At 31.6% G+C, this 18,104-nt stretch carries 17 protein-coding genes and 1 pseudogene; 10 read left to right on the top strand and 8 right to left on the bottom strand.

Features of this window, described 5'->3' with window-relative positions:
• Positions 1 to 220: 220 nt before the first annotated feature.
• Positions 221 to 438, top strand: a pseudogene (locus tag CLFE_RS24405) (Tn3 family transposase); the annotation flags it as partial.
• A gap of 114 nt (positions 439 to 552) precedes the next feature.
• Here CLFE_RS24405 and CLFE_RS22765 read toward each other — a convergent pair.
• The 3 genes from CLFE_RS22765 to CLFE_RS22755 all read right to left on the bottom strand — a co-directional run bounded on the left by CLFE_RS22765 (position 553) and on the right by CLFE_RS22755 (position 3,399).
• Complete coding sequence (locus tag CLFE_RS22765) at positions 553 to 1,506, bottom strand: hypothetical protein (RefSeq protein ID WP_077893170.1); 954 nt, start codon at positions 1,504 to 1,506, stop codon at positions 553 to 555.
• Positions 1,499 to 1,990 (bottom strand): sigma-70 family RNA polymerase sigma factor, encoded by a 492-nt coding sequence (locus CLFE_RS22760; protein WP_077893171.1) that lies wholly within the window; start codon positions 1,988 to 1,990, stop codon positions 1,499 to 1,501. Before CLFE_RS22760 ends, CLFE_RS22765 begins: the two co-directional genes overlap by 8 nt.
• A gap of 557 nt (positions 1,991 to 2,547) precedes the next feature.
• Complete coding sequence (locus CLFE_RS22755; RefSeq protein WP_077893172.1) at positions 2,548 to 3,399, bottom strand: Cof-type HAD-IIB family hydrolase; 852 nt, start codon at positions 3,397 to 3,399, stop codon at positions 2,548 to 2,550.
• A gap of 322 nt (positions 3,400 to 3,721) precedes the next feature.
• Here CLFE_RS22755 and pelA point away from each other — a divergent pair, with 322 nt between their 5' ends.
• On the top strand, positions 3,722 to 4,693 hold the full coding sequence (pelA, locus tag CLFE_RS22750; protein WP_077893173.1) for a pectate lyase: 972 nt from the start codon (positions 3,722 to 3,724) through the stop codon (positions 4,691 to 4,693).
• Positions 4,694 to 4,814: 121 nt separating this feature from the next.
• Here the strand turns inward: pelA and CLFE_RS22745 are convergent, their stop codons facing one another.
• Positions 4,815 to 5,366, bottom strand: coding sequence for an HXXEE domain-containing protein (locus CLFE_RS22745; RefSeq protein ID WP_077893174.1), 552 nt, complete (start codon positions 5,364 to 5,366; stop codon positions 4,815 to 4,817).
• Between the two features lie 135 nt (positions 5,367 to 5,501).
• On the opposite strand from CLFE_RS22745, the gene CLFE_RS22740 reads away from it, so the two are divergent.
• The 5 genes from CLFE_RS22740 to CLFE_RS22720 all read left to right on the top strand — a co-directional run bounded on the left by CLFE_RS22740 (position 5,502) and on the right by CLFE_RS22720 (position 10,479).
• A complete protein-coding gene (locus CLFE_RS22740) occupies positions 5,502 to 6,065 on the top strand; it encodes a TetR/AcrR family transcriptional regulator (RefSeq protein ID WP_077893175.1) in 564 nt (187 codons plus the stop codon).
• Positions 6,066 to 6,393: 328 nt separating this feature from the next.
• The gene (locus CLFE_RS22735; RefSeq protein ID WP_077893176.1) at positions 6,394 to 7,944 is read left to right on the top strand and encodes a spore germination protein; all 1,551 of its coding nucleotides are present in this window, start codon (positions 6,394 to 6,396) and stop codon (positions 7,942 to 7,944) included.
• 20 nt (positions 7,945 to 7,964) lie between these two features.
• Positions 7,965 to 9,110 carry a Ger(x)C family spore germination protein gene (locus CLFE_RS22730; protein ID WP_077893177.1) on the top strand — a complete coding sequence of 382 codons (1,146 nt, stop codon included), beginning with the start codon at positions 7,965 to 7,967 and terminating at the stop codon, positions 9,108 to 9,110.
• Positions 9,111 to 9,131: 21 nt separating this feature from the next.
• On the top strand, positions 9,132 to 9,350 hold the full coding sequence (locus tag CLFE_RS22725) for a hypothetical protein (RefSeq protein WP_077893178.1): 219 nt from the start codon (positions 9,132 to 9,134) through the stop codon (positions 9,348 to 9,350).
• Positions 9,351 to 9,372: 22 nt separating this feature from the next.
• A complete protein-coding gene (locus CLFE_RS22720; RefSeq protein ID WP_077893179.1) occupies positions 9,373 to 10,479 on the top strand; it encodes a GerAB/ArcD/ProY family transporter in 1,107 nt (368 codons plus the stop codon).
• Here the strand turns inward: CLFE_RS22720 and CLFE_RS22715 are convergent.
• The 4 genes from CLFE_RS22715 to CLFE_RS22700 form a co-directional block, all read right to left on the bottom strand.
• Positions 10,468 to 10,938: a GNAT family N-acetyltransferase gene (locus CLFE_RS22715; RefSeq protein WP_077893180.1), complete on the bottom strand. Its 471-nt coding sequence runs from the start codon at positions 10,936 to 10,938 to the stop codon at positions 10,468 to 10,470. The two genes, CLFE_RS22720 and CLFE_RS22715, sit on opposite strands and share 12 nt — an antisense overlap.
• A 201-nt stretch (positions 10,939 to 11,139) precedes the next feature.
• The gene (locus tag CLFE_RS22710) at positions 11,140 to 11,400 is read right to left on the bottom strand and encodes a DUF4176 domain-containing protein (RefSeq protein ID WP_077834391.1); all 261 of its coding nucleotides are present in this window, start codon (positions 11,398 to 11,400) and stop codon (positions 11,140 to 11,142) included.
• A gap of 13 nt (positions 11,401 to 11,413) precedes the next feature.
• Entirely contained in the window at positions 11,414 to 11,737 is a 324-nt protein-coding gene (locus CLFE_RS22705) for a hypothetical protein (protein ID WP_077893181.1), read from the bottom strand.
• A gap of 11 nt (positions 11,738 to 11,748) precedes the next feature.
• A complete protein-coding gene (locus CLFE_RS22700) occupies positions 11,749 to 12,702 on the bottom strand; it encodes a WXG100 family type VII secretion target (RefSeq protein WP_077893182.1) in 954 nt (317 codons plus the stop codon).
• A 299-nt stretch (positions 12,703 to 13,001) separates the two neighbouring features.
• On the opposite strand from CLFE_RS22700, the gene CLFE_RS22695 reads away from it, so the two are divergent.
• The 3 genes from CLFE_RS22695 to CLFE_RS22685 all read left to right on the top strand — a co-directional run bounded on the left by CLFE_RS22695 (position 13,002) and on the right by CLFE_RS22685 (position 18,100).
• Positions 13,002 to 14,276, top strand: a complete 1,275-nt coding sequence (locus CLFE_RS22695; protein WP_077893183.1) for an Nramp family divalent metal transporter — start codon at positions 13,002 to 13,004, stop codon at positions 14,274 to 14,276.
• A gap of 287 nt (positions 14,277 to 14,563) precedes the next feature.
• Positions 14,564 to 16,900: a fibronectin type III domain-containing protein gene (locus CLFE_RS22690; protein ID WP_077893184.1), complete on the top strand. Its 2,337-nt coding sequence runs from the start codon at positions 14,564 to 14,566 to the stop codon at positions 16,898 to 16,900.
• Between the two features lie 12 nt (positions 16,901 to 16,912).
• Entirely contained in the window at positions 16,913 to 18,100 is a 1,188-nt protein-coding gene (locus CLFE_RS22685) for a sialidase family protein (RefSeq protein WP_077893185.1), read from the top strand.
• Positions 18,101 to 18,104 lie beyond the last annotated feature (4 nt).

Genomic DNA, 18,104 nt, shown 5'->3' with positions numbered 1-18,104 from the left:
TAAAGGATAATAGTTAACCTATAATTTTAGAATAAATAAGGTTACATATTAGCTATTGCCATATAATTATAGCCTACGGGTGTTTTTGTTTCCAATTCTACACAAACCCCATGTACCAAAATCTAGAACTGAATGTTTCAATACCATAAAATAAAACTGACTATTATTTGGAGAAAATCTAACATGTAGCTCGTTTTTACACATATGTTAGTTGTGCCCTTTAAATATATTAATTAATGCCATAAGTATTTGGAATACTACTTATTTAGAAAATCTATAAATTATTTAAAGCAAAATTATACATTTGACGAAAGCTTAATTAAACACATAGCTTCACTAGATTGGGAGCATATTAATTTGCTCGAAGAATATACCTTTGATGCTAAAAATATTCCCGAATATAATGAGTTAAGGCCATTAAATATTAATATTCCATAGATTGTCTTAGCGTGGGTTTTGTCAGAAATGTTGGAGGTACCCCATATAGGTGTAATTACAGCATCCGTGTTACTATGGTGAGTACATACTTCTGATTTTCATATCATTTATTTACTAACGCTTAGCGTGGGTTTTATCGGTAGCGTTGGCGGTACCACAATTACTACTAATTATACTTATTACTTTTTCTTTTTCAATACCATTTTCAAATGATATTGAATAGCTTATATTATCTTTTTCCCAGGTTGCTCCCTTAACTATTTTATCCTTATCTTCCTTTAGCATAACCTTTACTCCATTTATATTAAGGACGTTTTCACCCTTGTCTCCATCATAAGTACCTGTTAAAGCCCCTGAATTTTTCAATGCAGTAAATTTCATAACATCTTTTTCAAGATTATAATCAATTTCAATAGTTTTGTTTTCTAGAACACTTATTTTACTCAAATTAAATCCAGTTGGTAAATTCTTCAGATCACTTATTTTAAAGTTAACTGCGTTTTCTGCTTCTTCTAAAGTTTTATACTTATTTTCATTATTTTCTAAAGTAACTGAGGGCACACTACTAACTATGTTATTGTTATTGTTATTGCTATTGTTGCTACTAACCTTATTTCTATTATTGTTATCCTGATTATTCTCATTAGGCTTAATATTTTTATTATCGTTTTGCTCTTGGTTACTTCTTTGCTTGTGATTTTTATTGTATACATACTGCTTTATAATTTTTTGCTTCTCCATATCCTTATTTTCTTCACTATCATTTTTACCTTTAGGCTTAACATTATTTTCTACTTCTTTTAATTGAGGTTTTCTTAAAACTCTATGTACCTTAGCTATATTATCTACTTTTGAACTGCCATTTTTTAATAGTATATAAAAATAGCTTTTTAAAATAAGTGCTACAGAAAATACTGCCAAAACTGATGCAATAATCAGCTTACTTCTTACACCTATTTTATACTTCTTAACTTTTACATTTTCACTTAGTACATTATGGAGTATTCTTTTTTTCATATCTTCAGATATAACAATTTCTTCTAATGCTTTTTTATATTTTTTACTCAAAATCATACTCCTCCTTCAATTTTTTCTTTAATAATTTTCTTCCACGACTAAGAAGTGATCTAACTGTTGATTCCTTTTTGTTTATTAAGTCCGAAATTTCAACTGTAGTATATTCCTCATAGTAATATAAATAAATAATTTCCCTATACTTGAGAGGGAGATTCATTACTGAATCTAAAACGTTACCATCTTTATATCTGTCATAACAAGGTACTTCCTCCAACTCTATACATTTTTTAAACCAAGCAGATTTCAATTTATTCTTACATATATTTCTTGCAACACAAATAAGCCAATTTCTTTTATAAGAATCACTTTCAAATATATCTATATTTTTAAGTAATTGTACAAAAACCTCTTGAACCACATCTTCAGCATCATAAATATTTTTCATGTAAGAATATGCAAGCCTTAAAAGCATATTGCCGTACTGATCTAGATCCTGTGAGATAATTTCATTTCTTCCTACTGAAATCTCATTCATTATAAAACTCATCCTTCCATCCTGTCATACCATAACCTCTAAATGCTTTCTATATATAACGCACTAAAATTCTTACATTATGGATCATAAAATATTCCTGCTAAAGAGGTTCGACCTTAGAATCTTTTATGAATCAGAATGTACTAGTATTTATGCGTTTATATATATATAACGCACTAAAATTCTTACATTATGGATCATAAAATATTCCTGCTAAAGAGGTTCGACCTTAGAATCTTTTATGAATCAGAATGTACTAGTATTTATGCGTTTATATATATATAACGCACTAAAATTCTTACATTATGAATCAGAATGTATTAGCATTTATGCGTTATATAATTTTTTAATTTGTTTGAAATCTCACCTTATTTTATTATTTTTGCTGAATCTAAATATTACATATAGTAGTTCACCTATATTAAATACAATTGAACCTATAAAAGTGTTGCAAAATTATTTTTCATAATATCACTCTTTTTCCTCCATATTGCACAACAAAAAAGATGACACCAATATGTCATCTTTATAAAGCTTCTCTAAAGAAAATAATTATTTTAAAGCTGTATTCCCTTCATATATTTACTTAAGGTATGAGCTATACCATCCTCATCATTTGAAAGAGTAACTTCATCTGCCTCATCCTTTAACTCCTGTACAGCATTATCCATAGCCACTCCAATTCCTGCATACTTCACCATTGAAATATCATTATGTCCATCTCCAAAGGCAATCATTTCTTCTTTCTTATATCCCATAGGCATTAACACCGTATCTAATGCTTTAGCTTTATCAATTCCTTTAGCAGTGAATTCAAAATAAAAATCTGCTGTGAACATGCAATTTAGAGTTTCCTTAAAAGGTTCCATCATTTCTTTATAGTGCTCTTTTAAATATTCAGGTTCTCCAGCTGTTAAAATCTTGTTTAAAGGATAATCTGCAAAAAGCGCTAAATCATCTTTTTCACACAACTTAAATTTATTATTTCGTGCTTCGTACTTTATTATATTAAAGGGTTTACCCTTATATTGTATCTCATTTTTAAATACATCATTAACATACATATATTCGCCCTTATCTATCATGGGTTTAACCTCAAACTTTTTCATATGCTCAAGAACCGCTTGTCCTTGTTCTATGCTCATGGTTTCATCAAATAAAACCTTACCATTTTCACAATCCACAACCTTTGCTCCATTAAAAGAAACTAAAAGTCCATGATTTTTATCCATTTCTAACTCTTCAGCAAAATCCATTAGCCCAGAGGTAGGTCTTCCTGATGCTAAAATAAGTACAGTACCTAATTCTTGTGCCTTTTTTAAGGCCTTCTTTGTTTTATCTGTTATAATCTTTTTGCTATTAGTTAAGGTTCCATCAATATCCATAATAATTACTTTTATATCCATCATGCTGCCTCCTAGTTTTTTATTTAATTATACTAATAATTCTATATATGAACAAGGCTATTAATTTAAATAAATCATTTATAAAAATATATTAACTTTGTAAATTTTTATTTTTACTATATTGCAATATTTTTTATAAATGTTGCAATATATGACCTTCTTATGTAAATATATATTATTAAATTTATTTACATGGTATAATTATTTTGGTATTTGCATTAATATTGCTAAATATCTGTATACGTTTTCGTAATATGCAGTATTTTACTTTAAAAAATCAAAATTCCTTTCGTATTTTGCATACTAAATAATAAGGAGTGTTAATATGTTAAAATCAAAATTAAAGGGTATATCATCTGCTTTAGCAATAACCTTAGCTTTAACTGCCTTAATGATAACTGCAAAGCCTTCTTCAACTGTATTTGCAAAGGGTCCTGCTAGTGGTACTACTGCAAGCATAGCAGATATTTTAAAAAATCAACAAGCTGATGGTGGTTGGCAAAAATATTATGGAGAAACTAGTGGAGATTGGGCAAAATCCTGCATTGATAATGAAGCTACTTACACAGAAATAAGAAGACTTGCAAAGGAATATACAAAAACAAAAAATGTAGTATATTCTAATGCTGCTACACGTGGAATCAATTTTTTATTAAATATGCAGTATCAAACAAACGGTGGATGGCCACAGGTTTATAATGCTTCTGGTTATCATAAACATATAACTTATAATGATGATGCAATGATAAATGTAATGTATCTTTTAGATGATGTTTCAAATAAAAAAGGTGACTTTACATTTATAGATAATGCAATAGCAGCTAAATGTAAAACTGCAGTTAATAAGGGTATAGATTGTGTATTAAAAACTCAAGTTGTAGAAAATGGAAATTTAACAGCTTGGGGTCAACAGCATGATGAAGTTACTTTAAAACCAGCTGGCGCAAGGGCTTATGAGCTTCCTTCCCTTACTGCTAGTGAAAGTACTAACATTGTTAAGTTTTTAGAGACTAGACCTTCAACTCCTCAAATAGCTGCCTCTATAAACGGAGCAAAGAATTGGTTTAAAGCTTCTGAAATAAATGGTATAAGAGTAGTTAAAGCTAATAGAGATGTTAAGGTTGTTAATGATCCAAAGGCTGGTCCTATATGGGCACGTTTCTATGAACTAGGTACTAATAAACCTATGTTTGTTGGCCGAAATGGTAATGTAGAATACAAGCTTAGTGATATTGAACTTGAAAGAAGAACTGGCTATGCTTGGTACGGAAGCTGGCCTTCATCTATTATAAAATAATATAAAGCCTTAAATTTAACTGTTTATTATGAAAAGAAATTCAAAATGCAATTACTGAAAAGGAATTTAAACACTCCTCTTAGAACAATAAACTATTTATTCTAAGAGGAATTTTTTTATTCTAAATAAGTTTTTTTGGCTTTGAATACCTATATAACCATGTAGAAAATATACCCATGAGCTTATGCAAGGCAGGCATAAGTATTACAGTAACAATTATCACTAAAATACAAGCACAAAAATTAGTAAATAAGCTGTATTTAAGTATCTTCTCAGCCAAAATTAAAAGCCATAAATTAGGTATTAAGAAAATAGCCGATGTAACTATACCTGGTACATAGTGCTTAAATCTAATACACATTACTAAATGAAGAAAAATAAAATGCAAGAAAAGACCCATAAAGAAAGCATACCATAAAAAATAGCTATTAAATATTACAGATAATAAAGTTATAATTGTATAAATCAAAAATATAAACTCTACACCTACTGAAAAAGTTGCCGTTCTCCAATTATGAATATACCTTAAGCCAAAGGGCTGCTTTTTAGTAAAAGTGGCATCTATCTCTTTTTCATAACGCTTTGCCCATATTTCAGCAAATATAATCTCTTCAAAATCATGAAGTATGAAGAAAACTGGAAGCATCCATACTATAACATTCATTGTACTCATAAAATCCCCACCTTTTTTCTGACACATTTGTGTCTCTTAGTAATTTCTATTATAATTAAAAAATAAGCTCAGTCAATGATTTCAGCCCAAAAGCTACAAATTAAAGAAAATGTGACTATAAAGGAGATACATTTTATGCGTACAAAAAATAAAGGAAATGCTGTATCAAACAGATCAAAAATATGTATGGAAAAAGCACTTTTAAAATTGATGGAAACTGAAGACTACAATGAAATCACCATACAAGAAATTACGGATAACGCTGGTCTTTCTAGAAGAACCTTTTATCGTAACTATCTTTCAAAGGAGGAGATTTTGGAGGATTACTTTCACAGGATTTGGTCAGAATATGAAGCCAAAGTCTGCCTTCAAACAGATTTAAGTTTACCTAATATTGCAAAAATATTTTTTAGTGTAATGAGTGGTAACTTAGACTTTTTAAAAATAGTTAATCGTCATAACTTGCTTCCACTCTTTCTTTCACAGGTTGATGAACTTTTGCCGTCAACCTTTAACGAATTAAAGGGTAAATATATGTCTTTTTCAAAGGAAAGTATTAAGTATGCTTTAATCTTTAGTACCGGTGGTTGTATGCGTATTCTTGTACAGTGGTTAAATGCTAGTACTATAAAATCACCAGAGGAAATGTTCAAAATCACAAAGGATATTGTTTCAATTTTTAACTATCCTAATTGTTAATTTATCTATCTCTCTTACTATAAAAATATCTTCCATGATATAACACATAAATTCTACTACATTCTGACTTATAAAAGATTCTTGGGTCGAACCTTTCTAGCAGGAATATTTTATAATACACAATGTAAGAATTTTAGTGCGTTATATTATATAACACATAAATTCTATTACATTCTGACTTATAAAAGATTCTTGAGTCGAACCTCTCTAGCAGGAATATTTTATAATGCACAATGTAAGAATTTTAGTGCGTTATATATAGTTAGTATATAAAAAAACATTGCTGGCAATAATACTTTTAATTGAAAGATTTAAGTGGAGTGATCTTATGTTTTTAGGAAAAAAGAAATCCGATAAAGCAAGTACCTGTACATTAAGCGAAGGTTATTCAGATGAGGATTTATTAAATATAAAGCTATCTTCCTCAATGGATAAAAATATAGATATATTCAAAAAAATTATAGGTGATAGTGATGACTTTGTTATCAGGAAATTTCTACTAGGAACGAGTAATACTATTTCTTCAGCTATTATTTATTTTGACAGCATTACAAACAATAGTGATATAGATTCAAATATTTTAAAACCATTACTCAATTATGTTTACACCTCAAACTTAGATAGCGGCACTAAAATAGCAAAAGCAATTAACCTCGGATGTTTAATTTCACGTGCAGAAATGAAATTTAGTGATAATATAAAAGACTTAATTGAAAGCTTGTCAAATGGTAGTGCTTTACTTTTATTAGATGGTGTAAATAAAATATATGTGTTAAATGTAAATGGTCATAACTATAGACCTTTATCTGAAGCTGAAGTTGAAACTGTAGTAAGAGGTCCTAGAGATGCCTTTAATGAAGTATTGAATGTGAACATAGCACTTATAAGGCGAAGAATTCACAGTGCTAATTTAACTTTTAATTCTATGAAAATTGGCAAAATAACTGGAACTAAAGTATGTGTAGGATATATTAAGGGTTTGTGCTCCTCAGATCTTGTAGAAAAAGTTATTTCAAAATTAAAAAAATTAGATACAAATTCCGTTCTCTCAGACAGCTATATAGAGGAATTTATAAATGATAATCATCATACTTTATTTCCACAAATGCGTAATACCGAAAGACCTGATGTTGCATCAGCGGCTCTACTAGAAGGAAGACTTATTATAATCATTGATAATACACCTGTTGTTTTAATTGTACCCGGAGAATTTTTCTCTATGCTACAGTCTGCTGAAGATTATTACAACAGATATGTTTTCTCAAGCTTGGTTCGTATACTTAGATACATAGCACTTATTATAGCACTTGTACTCCCAGCATTTTACATAGCCATTGTAAATTTTCATCAAGAACTAATACCTACTAAGCTTTTAGTTAGTATTATTGCAGCTAGAACCGGTGTTCCACTTCCAAATTTTGCAGAAGCAATTCTTATGGAAATTACCTTTGAAATTTTACGTGAGGCCGGAGTACGTCTTCCAAGACCAGTAGGTCAGGCGGTAAGTATCGTTGGTGCCTTAGTTATAGGTCAGGCTGCTGTTCAGGCCTCTATAGTTTCTCCACTAATGGTAATTGTAGTATCCTTAACTGGTATTGCCACTTTCAGTATTCCTCAATACAACATATCACTTCCCATAAGAGTGCTTAGATTTGTGTTTATGCTTCTAGCTGCCTTTACAGGATTCTATGGATTAATGCTTGGTTTATTAAGTTTGTTGGTGCATTTATGTTCTATAAAAAGCTTTGGAATACCTTATTTATCTCCACTAGCACCGTTTAAAATCAACGACTTAAAGGATGTCTTCATGCGTATGCCTTATGATCCATCAAAAAATACCGACAGCAAAGCTATTCATAATAAAAAGCCCATAGAGTAAAGGTGGTAAAATGAAAAATAATGAAAAAGGCACTGCTTATCTTAATAATAATTATGAATTTTACCTTAGTAGGCTGCTGGGATTCAACAGAAACAGAAAAATTAGGAGTGGTTACACTAATTGGATTTCAATTAACCCAAAATAATAATATTAAAGTAACACTTCAGGAGGTAATCTCCAAAAATCAATCATCTGGAAACAGCTCTTCCTCCACCAATGGAAGTCCACCATTTCACGTATATTGTGGTGAAGGTTCAACTATATATGATGTACTACAGAAAATCTCTGCCAGTGAGTATCAAAAAATATATTTTGCCCATACAAAAGCAATAATAGTAGATGAAACACTAGCTAGAAAAAGAGGCATTGCGGACATAGTTGATTTTTATCAAAGGACTACAGAATTAAGACCTAGAACCTGGTTATTAATATCTAAAAGTGGTGAGCTTGATAAAATTATTACTACGGATATAACTTCCATGGATACAGGTTCGCTTATGGAGGAAATTGTAAATAATAGAAATCAAAACTCATATATGGCAATAAACAACATGAAAGACTTTATGTTTCAATTAAATGACAGCCAAGATGCGGCATATACATCAGGAATAAGCATGATGTCTGAAGGAAAATCTAATAAGTTTGTCTTAAAAGATGCCGCTATATTTAAAAATTATAAACTAATTGATTGGTTTAATACTAAAGAAACCAGAGGGCTTTCTCTAGGAACCAACAACATAAAGGGTGGTTATATATCCGTTCCTTTTAATAGTGGGATGCTCTCTCTTAGTATACTAAAAACTAAACTGAAGGTGCATCCAGTAATAAATAAAAATAAAATTCAAATGGATTTACATTTAGATGTACTATCTAATATAAGTGAAAGTTCAACTAAATCTAGTTTCATAGATGAAAATACTATAAAAAAGATTCAAATGGCTGAGAATACATATATAAAAAATGAAATACTCTCATCTATTGAAACCTCGCAAAGCATAAATGCAGATGTATTTAATTTCGGTAATTATATAAATGAATATTATCCTAGAGTATGGGAAAAAATCGAAAAGGATTGGTATAGTTTCTATCCAAAACTTAAAATAAATGTATCTGTTGATTCAAAAATTCAGAACATAGGAAAAAGTTATAAAAGCTTATATAAATAATTTATGAAGGGAAGTTTATTAATGCTTATAGCTGTTATTATAATCTCAATAGCCATTGTTTTTATAGAGGGGATACCACTAATAAAGGCTAAAAAACGAAAAGAGTTTATAACAGTACTAACTTTATCTATAATTGCTGTACTACTTGTATTAGCCAAATCATTAAATATAGTTACTCCAATGGTTCTGATTAGAAATCTATTATATCCACTTGGTAGATTAGTTTTCAGATCTCTATAATATTATAAAAGGTGGCAAAATTTTGAGTAAAAAAGAACTTATAAGTACAAATCAATTTGTTTGGATGCTTTTTAGTATAATTACCTCTTTCACAACTTTACAAATCCCAGGACTTTTAATATTTCATGCTAAAAGAGATGCCTGGATAGCTGTGATTTTAGCATGGTGTTTAGATGTACTTTTAGCTATTGTTTATGCCTATATGGGGGTAAGATTCCCTGGTGAAAATTTCGTTCAATATAGCATTAGTATATTAGGAAAGTATGTGGGAAAAATACTGGGTTTAATGTTTCCATTATTCTTTTTAATGGTAGCTTCACTTTTAACAAGGTCAGTAAGCATATTGATTAGTAATACAATTCTAACTAAAACGCCTACAGCTATAATATTTGCTTCTAGCTACATTTTCATTGCATATGGAGCTAAGAAGGGTGTAGAAACTGTTGGAAGGGTATCGGAAATATTAGGTCCAATATATCTTATAAGTTTCATTGCCTTATTTATATTTGTTTCTCCTGAAGTGAAGTTAGATAGAATAAGACCAATATTTAATGAGAGTATTTACACTATTTTTTCAGGAGGAATATTTATATTAACCTTCATAGGTATTTGTATCATGATGGGTATGTATATTCCTGTATGCAATCGCATAAGAAATGGATTTCTTGCAAAATTTATTGCCGTATCAATTGGTGCCTCTGTAATATCTCTACTTGTTATTTTTTCCACTTGTATTTTTGGAGTTCAAAACACCAGTAACATGGTAAACCCTGGCGTAAATCTAGCTAGAATGATCTCATTTGGTAATTCTATTGATCGTATAGAAGTTATTTGGTTTGTTATTGCTATAAGTGCTGCTTTAATGACAGGTGTCAGTTTAATTTGGGCCTCTAGCCTAGAAATCAGTCAAATAATTGGCATGTCCGACTATAAACCCCTTGTTTATCCTCTAAGCTTAATAGCCGCTATCCTTGGTATAATTTCTTTTGATAATAATACAGAGGTTTTTAACTTTATAATTTATGTGTATCCCTTTATAGGCATATTTGTAGAAACAGGGTTAGAACTATTTTTATTTGTAATGGCACTTGTACTAAAAAAAAGAGGCACCAGAACATCAGAAATTTAAGCACATCTCATAAATTCCTTGATAGGAACCATCAGAAAAGTGCCTACTTGGATACTTATAGGTTATCCTAAAGCCACATTTTTCGTATAGTTTTATTGCCCTTGTATTTGTCTCTCTAGCATGTAAATATAATTTTTTCAACTTTAAATCATTAAAAACTAGCTTGATTAACTTTTTTATAATCGTTTCGCCTATTCCTTTACCTCTCTTACTGATCTCTGCAATATATATACTTAGCTTTGCTTCAACTTTTGTTATATCTTCAAGCCATACTGCTCCTATAATTTTTTCATCTACCTTTATCATAAAAAACAAGGTACTTTTTTCTTCCTTTTCATTGCCAGTAAGTAAAAACTTAGGTCTAGTGTGGGAAAGATACTTAAATAACTCTCTACGTTTTTCCCATTTTTCTATTAAACACATATACTTTTCATCATATTTTATAAGTTCAATACTCATTAAATCACCCCAATTATACTTATACTAAAATTTATCCTACTGTAAAAGGTCCATATAATAGCTTTTTCATGTCCCTACTGGAACTAAATGCTTATAAATGATATCTTTATCCGTATAATTAAACGAAGGTAGATGGACTTTTTAACAAATCTATCTACCTTCTCTTTAAAATATGAAGTTATAAATATTTCAACCTGAAAACTATCTAAAAAGTTGACTTGGTATACTTTCTAAAAACTTTTCTTGTTCTTCGTCCATATAACCCACAAAATAAACTTTTTCTATATCCACTCCATTAAAAAGATAATTGCTATTCGCATCTATATTTCCCTCTGGAAATAAACAGCCTACATAATCGTACGTTACCTTGGCTTCTATATCTTCTTGTTTTAACCCATATATCATAAGTTTTTTATTTGCTCCTTTTAACAATACAACAGATCCAATGGGAAGTATTTTCATGTACTATCATCTCCTATTTTTTTATATCTTGTGTTATCTTTACTATTAATCCTACTATTATGAAAAGAAATATTGCTATTGTTATTATTTTTCTTTTTAAGCTTTCTTCCTTAAATCCATTAAAAAGCTCAATTATTGTATATGAAGCTATTCCTAAGCTAATATAAAGACATATCCATATTATAAAAAAGCCTAAAATGGCAATGCCTATTCCAGCATCATAATTTTTTCCCTGTATTAAAATGGTTAAAAATACTGTCATAAATGAAATTATGGTACATGCTATGACAGAAATCCTATTAAATCTTTTATTTTGCTCTCTGGTTAATTTTTTCATACACTCTCCTATTAATTATGCGAAGGTTGCAATGCACTATTCTTCATATCAACTACATCTGAAATAATGCCTTTAACTTTTGATACGACCTTTCTACCGCTATTAAGTCTTTCACCTAAACTTGGTCCTGCTACAATATAATCTACATATGCATATTTAATCTTATTTCTAAACTTTCCAATCTCACAAGGTAATTTTCCTATTTTTACGTACTTAGGAGCTGCTGCTATTCCAGCTAATTCCGTAAGTCCCCTGCCATTAGAAGCAATGTCACCCACATCATAAAGAACATCACCTACTGATTCTCCAATTTGTTTATCGTGTAATGCTTTATCAGTAACGAACCCCAGTGAACCCGATACACCATCCTTCATAAAATTCTTTTTGCCAACTTCGTCGTAGTCCCCCTTATAACAATCGTATAAATCTCTAATGCCATTAGCTGTAGAATTAAGTCCATAAGCAGCTTGTACTGCTGCAATTGGTGTTGCAGTTCCTCCTGTAAAGAACTCTTCTACTCCGCTAGTTGCCATTAAGGTTACGCCTCCTACAATTTTCAAAACAGAACTTCCTATTTTAGCTGCATGATAATATTTACCACCTGGCGATATAGCCGCTTTAGCTTTTTCAATGAAGCCTTGTTTATGTTCCGTAGTTTTTGGGGTGGAGCTTGTCCCTGAAATTTGAGCACCAACGCTACTATCTGCTTGTTGCATTGCTTTCCCTACATTGATAAGTTGTGTTCCCTTTTTTTCTATTACTGTGACAAATTTTTCAACTTGCTTTGTAAGCTCTTCATATGAATCTAAAAAAGCCTTTGAAGATTCACCTAACCACCCATTACGCAAAATATTCTTTTGGCTTGTTAACTCTTTCAATATTGAGTTTAACTCATGAGAATCCTGTAGAAATAAATTCGACATTTTATTTATTTCGGATACAGTTAGTTTAATTTTATCTGCCATTTTTTCACCTCAATATTAATTATGTATATTCTATATTTTTTAGTATGTTTAATAAAATTCAGATAATATTATTTCACAAAATCGCATTTATGTCAAAAAACAACCTTTTGTGTAGAAATATATGCTTATATGGTTTTGTATTTTTAAAAAAGATAAGTTAAACAACTCTTCTTGACTTTTCTAATTTTTAGAAACTTTATTATGTAACACTTTACCATAAATCTTCATAATTTATTGTAGACATAAAAATTTAGTCTCGTCTAACTTTTTTAAACGTGGGTAAAGAAGGTAATATATATATGGATAAATTAAGTATTGATAAAACCTATGATATGAAACATAAAAACTTAACTTTAATAAAAAATTTTAAAGGTTTATTAAGATTTTTAGGCCCTGCCTTTGTGGTTAGTGTTGCTTATATTGATCCTGGGAATTTTGCAACTAACATCAGTGGTGGTTCTAGCTTTAATTATGAACTTATATGGGTTATTCTTTGGAGTAATATAATGGCAATATTTCTTCAAACTCTTTCCGCTAAAATAGGCATCGCAACTGGTCATAATCTTCCCGAAATGTGTGCAAAAGTTTTTCCGCATCGTTTAAATATATTGTTTTGGGTTATAGCAGAATTAGGTGCCATGGCGACAGATCTTGCTGAATTTATTGGTGGGAGCTTAGGACTACATTTGCTATTTAAAATTCCTATGGTATACGCTGGACTACTTACAGGCGTTTTAACTTTTATAATAGTATATATGGAAAAGTATGGTCAAAAGGTAGTTGAAATTATAATAGCACTGCTAATAGCTATTATATGTGTAGCCTATACTATAGAATTGTTTCTCTCAGGACCTAATTGGAGTGATGTAGGCTACCATACCTTAATTCCTATGATTTCCAACGGAGACGCTCTTTTAATTGCTGTTGGTATGCTTGGTGCTACGGTCATGCCCCATGTAATCTATCTTCATTCTCAGTTAGTTCAACATAGGCGATTAGGATCATCTAATGAGGAAAAGTTACATCATTTGAAAATGGAAAAAATGGACATATGTATAGCTATGAATATTGCTTTTATAGTTAATGCTGCTATGGTTATAGTATCTGCTGCTGTGTTCTTTAAACATGGAATAAAAATAAACAGTATAGAAGACGCTCATAAATCGCTTCAACCTTTACTGGGAAGTTTATCTTGTGGTTCTTTTGGAATAGCTCTTTTAGCTTCTGGTTTGTCTTCTTCAGCTGTAGGAACAATGGCAGGTCAAACTATTATGAAGGGCTTTATTAATTTAAGTATTCCTATAAATTTGAGAAGAATTATAACTATGCTTCCAGCTATGATCATAATAGTACTAGGCTTTAGTCCAATGAAGGTACTGGTTTTAAGTCAAGTAGCCTTAAGCTTCATTCTTCCTTTTCCTATAATACAAATGCTCTTAATCTCCAATCGAAAGGATTTAATGGGAATTTTAGCAAATAAGTCTTTAACTAAAATATTAGGCTTTATAATAGCTGGAGCAATAATATCATTAAATATAGTTCTGCTTTATTTAACCTTTACAGGTAAGTCTTAATAAAAATTAGAGTTTTACAAACTCTGATTTTTTTGTTTACTAAGAAATCTACAAAAACAACCAAGTTTCTTACAAATTTTGTGGTAAAAAGAAGTATTTAGTCTTTATTTTACTCTTATCCGTTATTTTAGATGAATTTAAAAATTGTAAAAATATCCATTTAAATGCTATAATTGTTTACGTTAACAATGAATTATTTGGTTTATTGAAATTATTTTAGAAAACGATTTCAAAGCACTTGTTTATCTTGTTTAAAAACTAATACATATATCCAAGGGGGATTTCTTATGGAAAAGAAAAAAGTATTAAGTAGTATTTTAGTTTTAGCACTTGTAACTACTTCGGCTTCTATGTTCAGTGCTAAAACCTATGCCAGATGCAAAAACATTCCTAATATAACAGCTACTAAAACTGCTATAGGTAACAAAAACATCAAGGTTGATATTGCTCCTTTCACTAATGGCAGAAGCGATATGTTTACTAATGGCTGGAACAATTGGGTAGTTACTAGCGGAACTTCTGCGTCTCAAACCTATAATGGTGTTACCTTTAAATTAAGTGATGGGGGAACTACTGGAGATGGTATAAAATCTGGTTGGTGTAAAGGTCTTGTTCAATCTTCTTTAAATAGTCCAACCCTTACTCTAGATGGTGTAACCGTTAACAATGCTGCTAGTGATGGTACAATAAAATTAGAAATATCAGGCTTATCCAGTGGTACACATACACTTACCACCTGGCACAGTTTTTATGATGATGTAAAAGGCAGCACCATGTCCCTTTCAGTTAATGGTGGTGAAGTAAAAGCAACTGGCATAGGTGGACCTACTAGAGTTACAGATGATGATAATGCTGGTAGAGCTTACATATCTTTTAATGCAATAGAAGGACAAACTGTTACTGTATTAATAAAGCCTGAAGGCAATGGTACATATAATAATGCAGTATTAAATGCTTTTGAAATCGATGGAGTAAATCCTTTTAAAAGTATATCAAAGCCGAATCCTAAAAATGGGGACGACCATTTAGATAAAAATGAATTATCTTGGACAGCAGGTGAGGGTGCTGTTAGTCATGATATATATTTAGGCACTGATTTTGATTCAGTAAGCGCTGCAAGTAAACGTTCTCAAGCCTTTAAAGGAACTAGAAACACTACAACCTACCCTATAAAAAATCTTTCTCCTATGAATACCTACTATTGGCGTGTAGATGAAAGAGATAAGGATGGTAAAGTAACAAAAGGAGAAGTTCATTCCTTTAGAGTAGCTCATTTAGCCTTTCCAACAGCTGAGGGTTATGGACGCTATGCTAGAGGGGGCCGTGGAGGCAGGGTTATTGAAGTTACAAACTTAAATGACGCTGGCCCTGGAAGTCTTCGTGATGCTATAGAAAATCAAAAGGGACCTAGGGTAATAGTTTTTAGAGTAGGTGGAGTTATTACTTTAAAGAGCAGACTTGCTGTACCTTTTGATGGGGGAGATGTTTACGTTGCAGGACAAACAGCTCCTGGTGATGGTATTACCTTAACTCAATATGCTTTTGGACTAGCTTCCGCTAATGATGTAATAATAAGAGATGTAAGACTTAGAGTTGGTGATGCCTGTGGTGAAGCCATGGATGGAATGGGCATGGCAAGCTCAAATAATAGTATTATAGATCACTGTTCTATATCTTGGTCTATAGATGAAGGGACAAGTTCTAGGGGAGCACATAACATAACCTTCCAAAACAACATTATCGCAGAAGCTTTAAACGCCTCAATGCATTATAACGATAAAACAAAGGATCACACAGGAAGTCAGCGTCATTCCTTTGCAGGCTCTATTGGTGGAAATATAGGAAGCTTCCATCATAATTTACTCACAAATTGCACAGGAAGAAACTGGTCTCTAGCTGGTGGCTTAGAGCAGGATGGACGCCACTATGCGGGCTATTTAGATATAACTAATAACGTTGTTTACAACTACAAAGATCGTACTACTGATGGCGGTGTTCGTAGAGTTAACTTTGTAGGCAATTACTACAAGGCTGGTCCTGTAAGCAATAATATGAATTTCTTCTCCATTGATGGTGATGAGCTTCATACAGGCGACATGCAGATGGCTTATCTTTCAGGAAACAAAATGGTTTCAAATACTGGCTCAACGGTACTAAATCCAGGCAGTGATAATTGGAAAAAGGCTGGATCTAAATTTGAAACTATAGATAAGGTTAGAAGTAATGTTCCTTTTTTCCCATCCTATGTTAAAACTGAAACTGCTGATCAGGCTTACGAAAATGTGTTAAAAAATGCAGGTGCTACAAAACCTAAACGTGATTACCTTGATACAAGATATATTAAAGAGGTTAAAACTGGTACCTACACCTATACCGGCAGTGTTGACCATCTAAAAGGAATTATAGATTCTCAAGATGATGTTGGTGGATACCCTAAACTTCAAGGAGGAACTGCTCCAATTGATTCTGATCATGATGGTATCAGCGATCAGTGGGAAATTAAACATGGCCTAAATCCAAATGATCCATCAGATGCAAATGGACTTAATCTTTCAAAGGATGGTTACACAAATCTTGAAATGTATCTAGACGAACTAGCTGGCGATAATGTTAGATATAAATAGGAGGGTTTTTAAATGCGTAAAAAAACTTTAGCAATACTTATTATGAGCTTTGCTGTTGCTTTCAGCACTTTTTCTATAAATACAAAGGCTCAAGATGCACCTTTTTCAGTTAAACCAGGTCTATTTGACCAAACAAAACCAGATAATTTAGGCTTAAATACAGCTAAAGGAGCAGAAACTGTAACTGTTTTTCATCCTTCAGCTTCTACTAATAAATACAGCAATTGTGTAGTTATGACAGCTTTCAAAGGTTACCTTTATTGCCAGTGGCAAAGCTCAGAGAAGGATGAAGATGCACCTGATACCTCTGTAGTCTACAGCCGTAGTAAGGATGGTATTAATTGGTCTTCCCCTATAAAATTAGCCTCACCTACTAGTAACAGCTACTGCACCACAGGAGGCTTTTTAGTACACAAGAATAAATTAATAGCTTATGTGAATGTTTGGCCTTCTAATGTTTCTCCAAAAGGCGGCTTTAGCTACTACGCTTCTAGTACAGATGGCATAAACTGGTCAAAATTAAAACCAGTTAAAATGGCTGATGGAAGTCATATGCAGGGTATTTTAGAGCAAGATCCTCATGTGCTAAAAAATGGTCGTATAATAAACGCTGCTCATTTTAAGCCAGGCTTAATAGCAGCACCTATATACACTGATGATGCTTCTGGAATCAGAGGTTGGACTCGAGCTAAGTTTACAAATTTGCCTTACACCGGTGCTTCTTCAAGAGAGCTAGAACCAAGCCTATTTGTAAGAAAAGATGGAGCTGTGGTTATGGTTTTTCGTGATCAAGCTGGAACTTACCGCCGTTTAGCTTCTGTTAGCCTAGATAACGGTAAAACCTGGTCCACACCAGTAGTAACAGACATGCCTGATTCACGTGCAAAACAAAGTGCAGGAAATCTTCCTGATGGCACAGCTTACATGGTTGGAAATCCAGTAAATAGCAAAATTCGTATACCTTTAGCTATAACCTTAAGCAAGGATGGCAAAAATTTTAATAAGGCTTATGTTTTAAGACAAGGGGGCACTGATTTACAGCCTCAACAGTATACAGGCAAATATAAGACTTTAGGCTACAGCTATCCTAAATCTATGGTTTACAATGGATATTTATATGTATCATATTCTACTAATAAAGAAGATGTGCAGTTTACTAGAATACCTCTTTCTAGCTTGTCTTTGAATGGTCATAAATAATATT

It is taken from the genome of Clostridium felsineum DSM 794, assembly GCF_002006355.2.
GTDB lineage: Bacteria > Bacillota > Clostridia > Clostridiales > Clostridiaceae > Clostridium_S > Clostridium_S felsineum.
The sequence above is the reverse complement of the archived record's forward strand: the minus strand, read 5'-3'. Positions and strand labels throughout refer to the sequence as shown.

What these genes read in the sequence shown, in the direction of transcription:
- CLFE_RS22760 (WP_077893171.1), bottom strand. Translation starts at nt 1,990, where the DNA reads ATGAATGAGATTTCAGTAGGAAGAAATGAAATTATCTCACAGGATCTA.
- CLFE_RS22755 (WP_077893172.1), bottom strand. Translation starts at nt 3,399, where the DNA reads ATGATGGATATAAAAGTAATTATTATGGATATTGATGGAACCTTAACT.
- pelA (WP_077893173.1), top strand. Translation starts at nt 3,722, where the DNA reads ATGTTAAAATCAAAATTAAAGGGTATATCATCTGCTTTAGCAATAACC.
- CLFE_RS22745 (WP_077893174.1), bottom strand. Translation starts at nt 5,366, where the DNA reads ATGAGTACAATGAATGTTATAGTATGGATGCTTCCAGTTTTCTTCATA.
- CLFE_RS22740 (WP_077893175.1), top strand. Translation starts at nt 5,502, where the DNA reads ATGCGTACAAAAAATAAAGGAAATGCTGTATCAAACAGATCAAAAATA.
- CLFE_RS22735 (WP_077893176.1), top strand. Translation starts at nt 6,394, where the DNA reads ATGTTTTTAGGAAAAAAGAAATCCGATAAAGCAAGTACCTGTACATTA.
- CLFE_RS22730 (WP_077893177.1), top strand. Translation starts at nt 7,965, where the DNA reads ATGAAAAAGGCACTGCTTATCTTAATAATAATTATGAATTTTACCTTA.
- CLFE_RS22725 (WP_077893178.1), top strand. Translation starts at nt 9,132, where the DNA reads ATGCTTATAGCTGTTATTATAATCTCAATAGCCATTGTTTTTATAGAG.
- CLFE_RS22715 (WP_077893180.1), bottom strand. Translation starts at nt 10,938, where the DNA reads ATGAGTATTGAACTTATAAAATATGATGAAAAGTATATGTGTTTAATA.
- CLFE_RS22710 (WP_077834391.1), bottom strand. Translation starts at nt 11,400, where the DNA reads ATGAAAATACTTCCCATTGGATCTGTTGTATTGTTAAAAGGAGCAAAT.
- CLFE_RS22705 (WP_077893181.1), bottom strand. Translation starts at nt 11,737, where the DNA reads ATGAAAAAATTAACCAGAGAGCAAAATAAAAGATTTAATAGGATTTCT.
- CLFE_RS22700 (WP_077893182.1), bottom strand. Translation starts at nt 12,702, where the DNA reads ATGGCAGATAAAATTAAACTAACTGTATCCGAAATAAATAAAATGTCG.
- CLFE_RS22695 (WP_077893183.1), top strand. Translation starts at nt 13,002, where the DNA reads ATGGATAAATTAAGTATTGATAAAACCTATGATATGAAACATAAAAAC.
- CLFE_RS22690 (WP_077893184.1), top strand. Translation starts at nt 14,564, where the DNA reads ATGGAAAAGAAAAAAGTATTAAGTAGTATTTTAGTTTTAGCACTTGTA.
- CLFE_RS22685 (WP_077893185.1), top strand. Translation starts at nt 16,913, where the DNA reads ATGCGTAAAAAAACTTTAGCAATACTTATTATGAGCTTTGCTGTTGCT.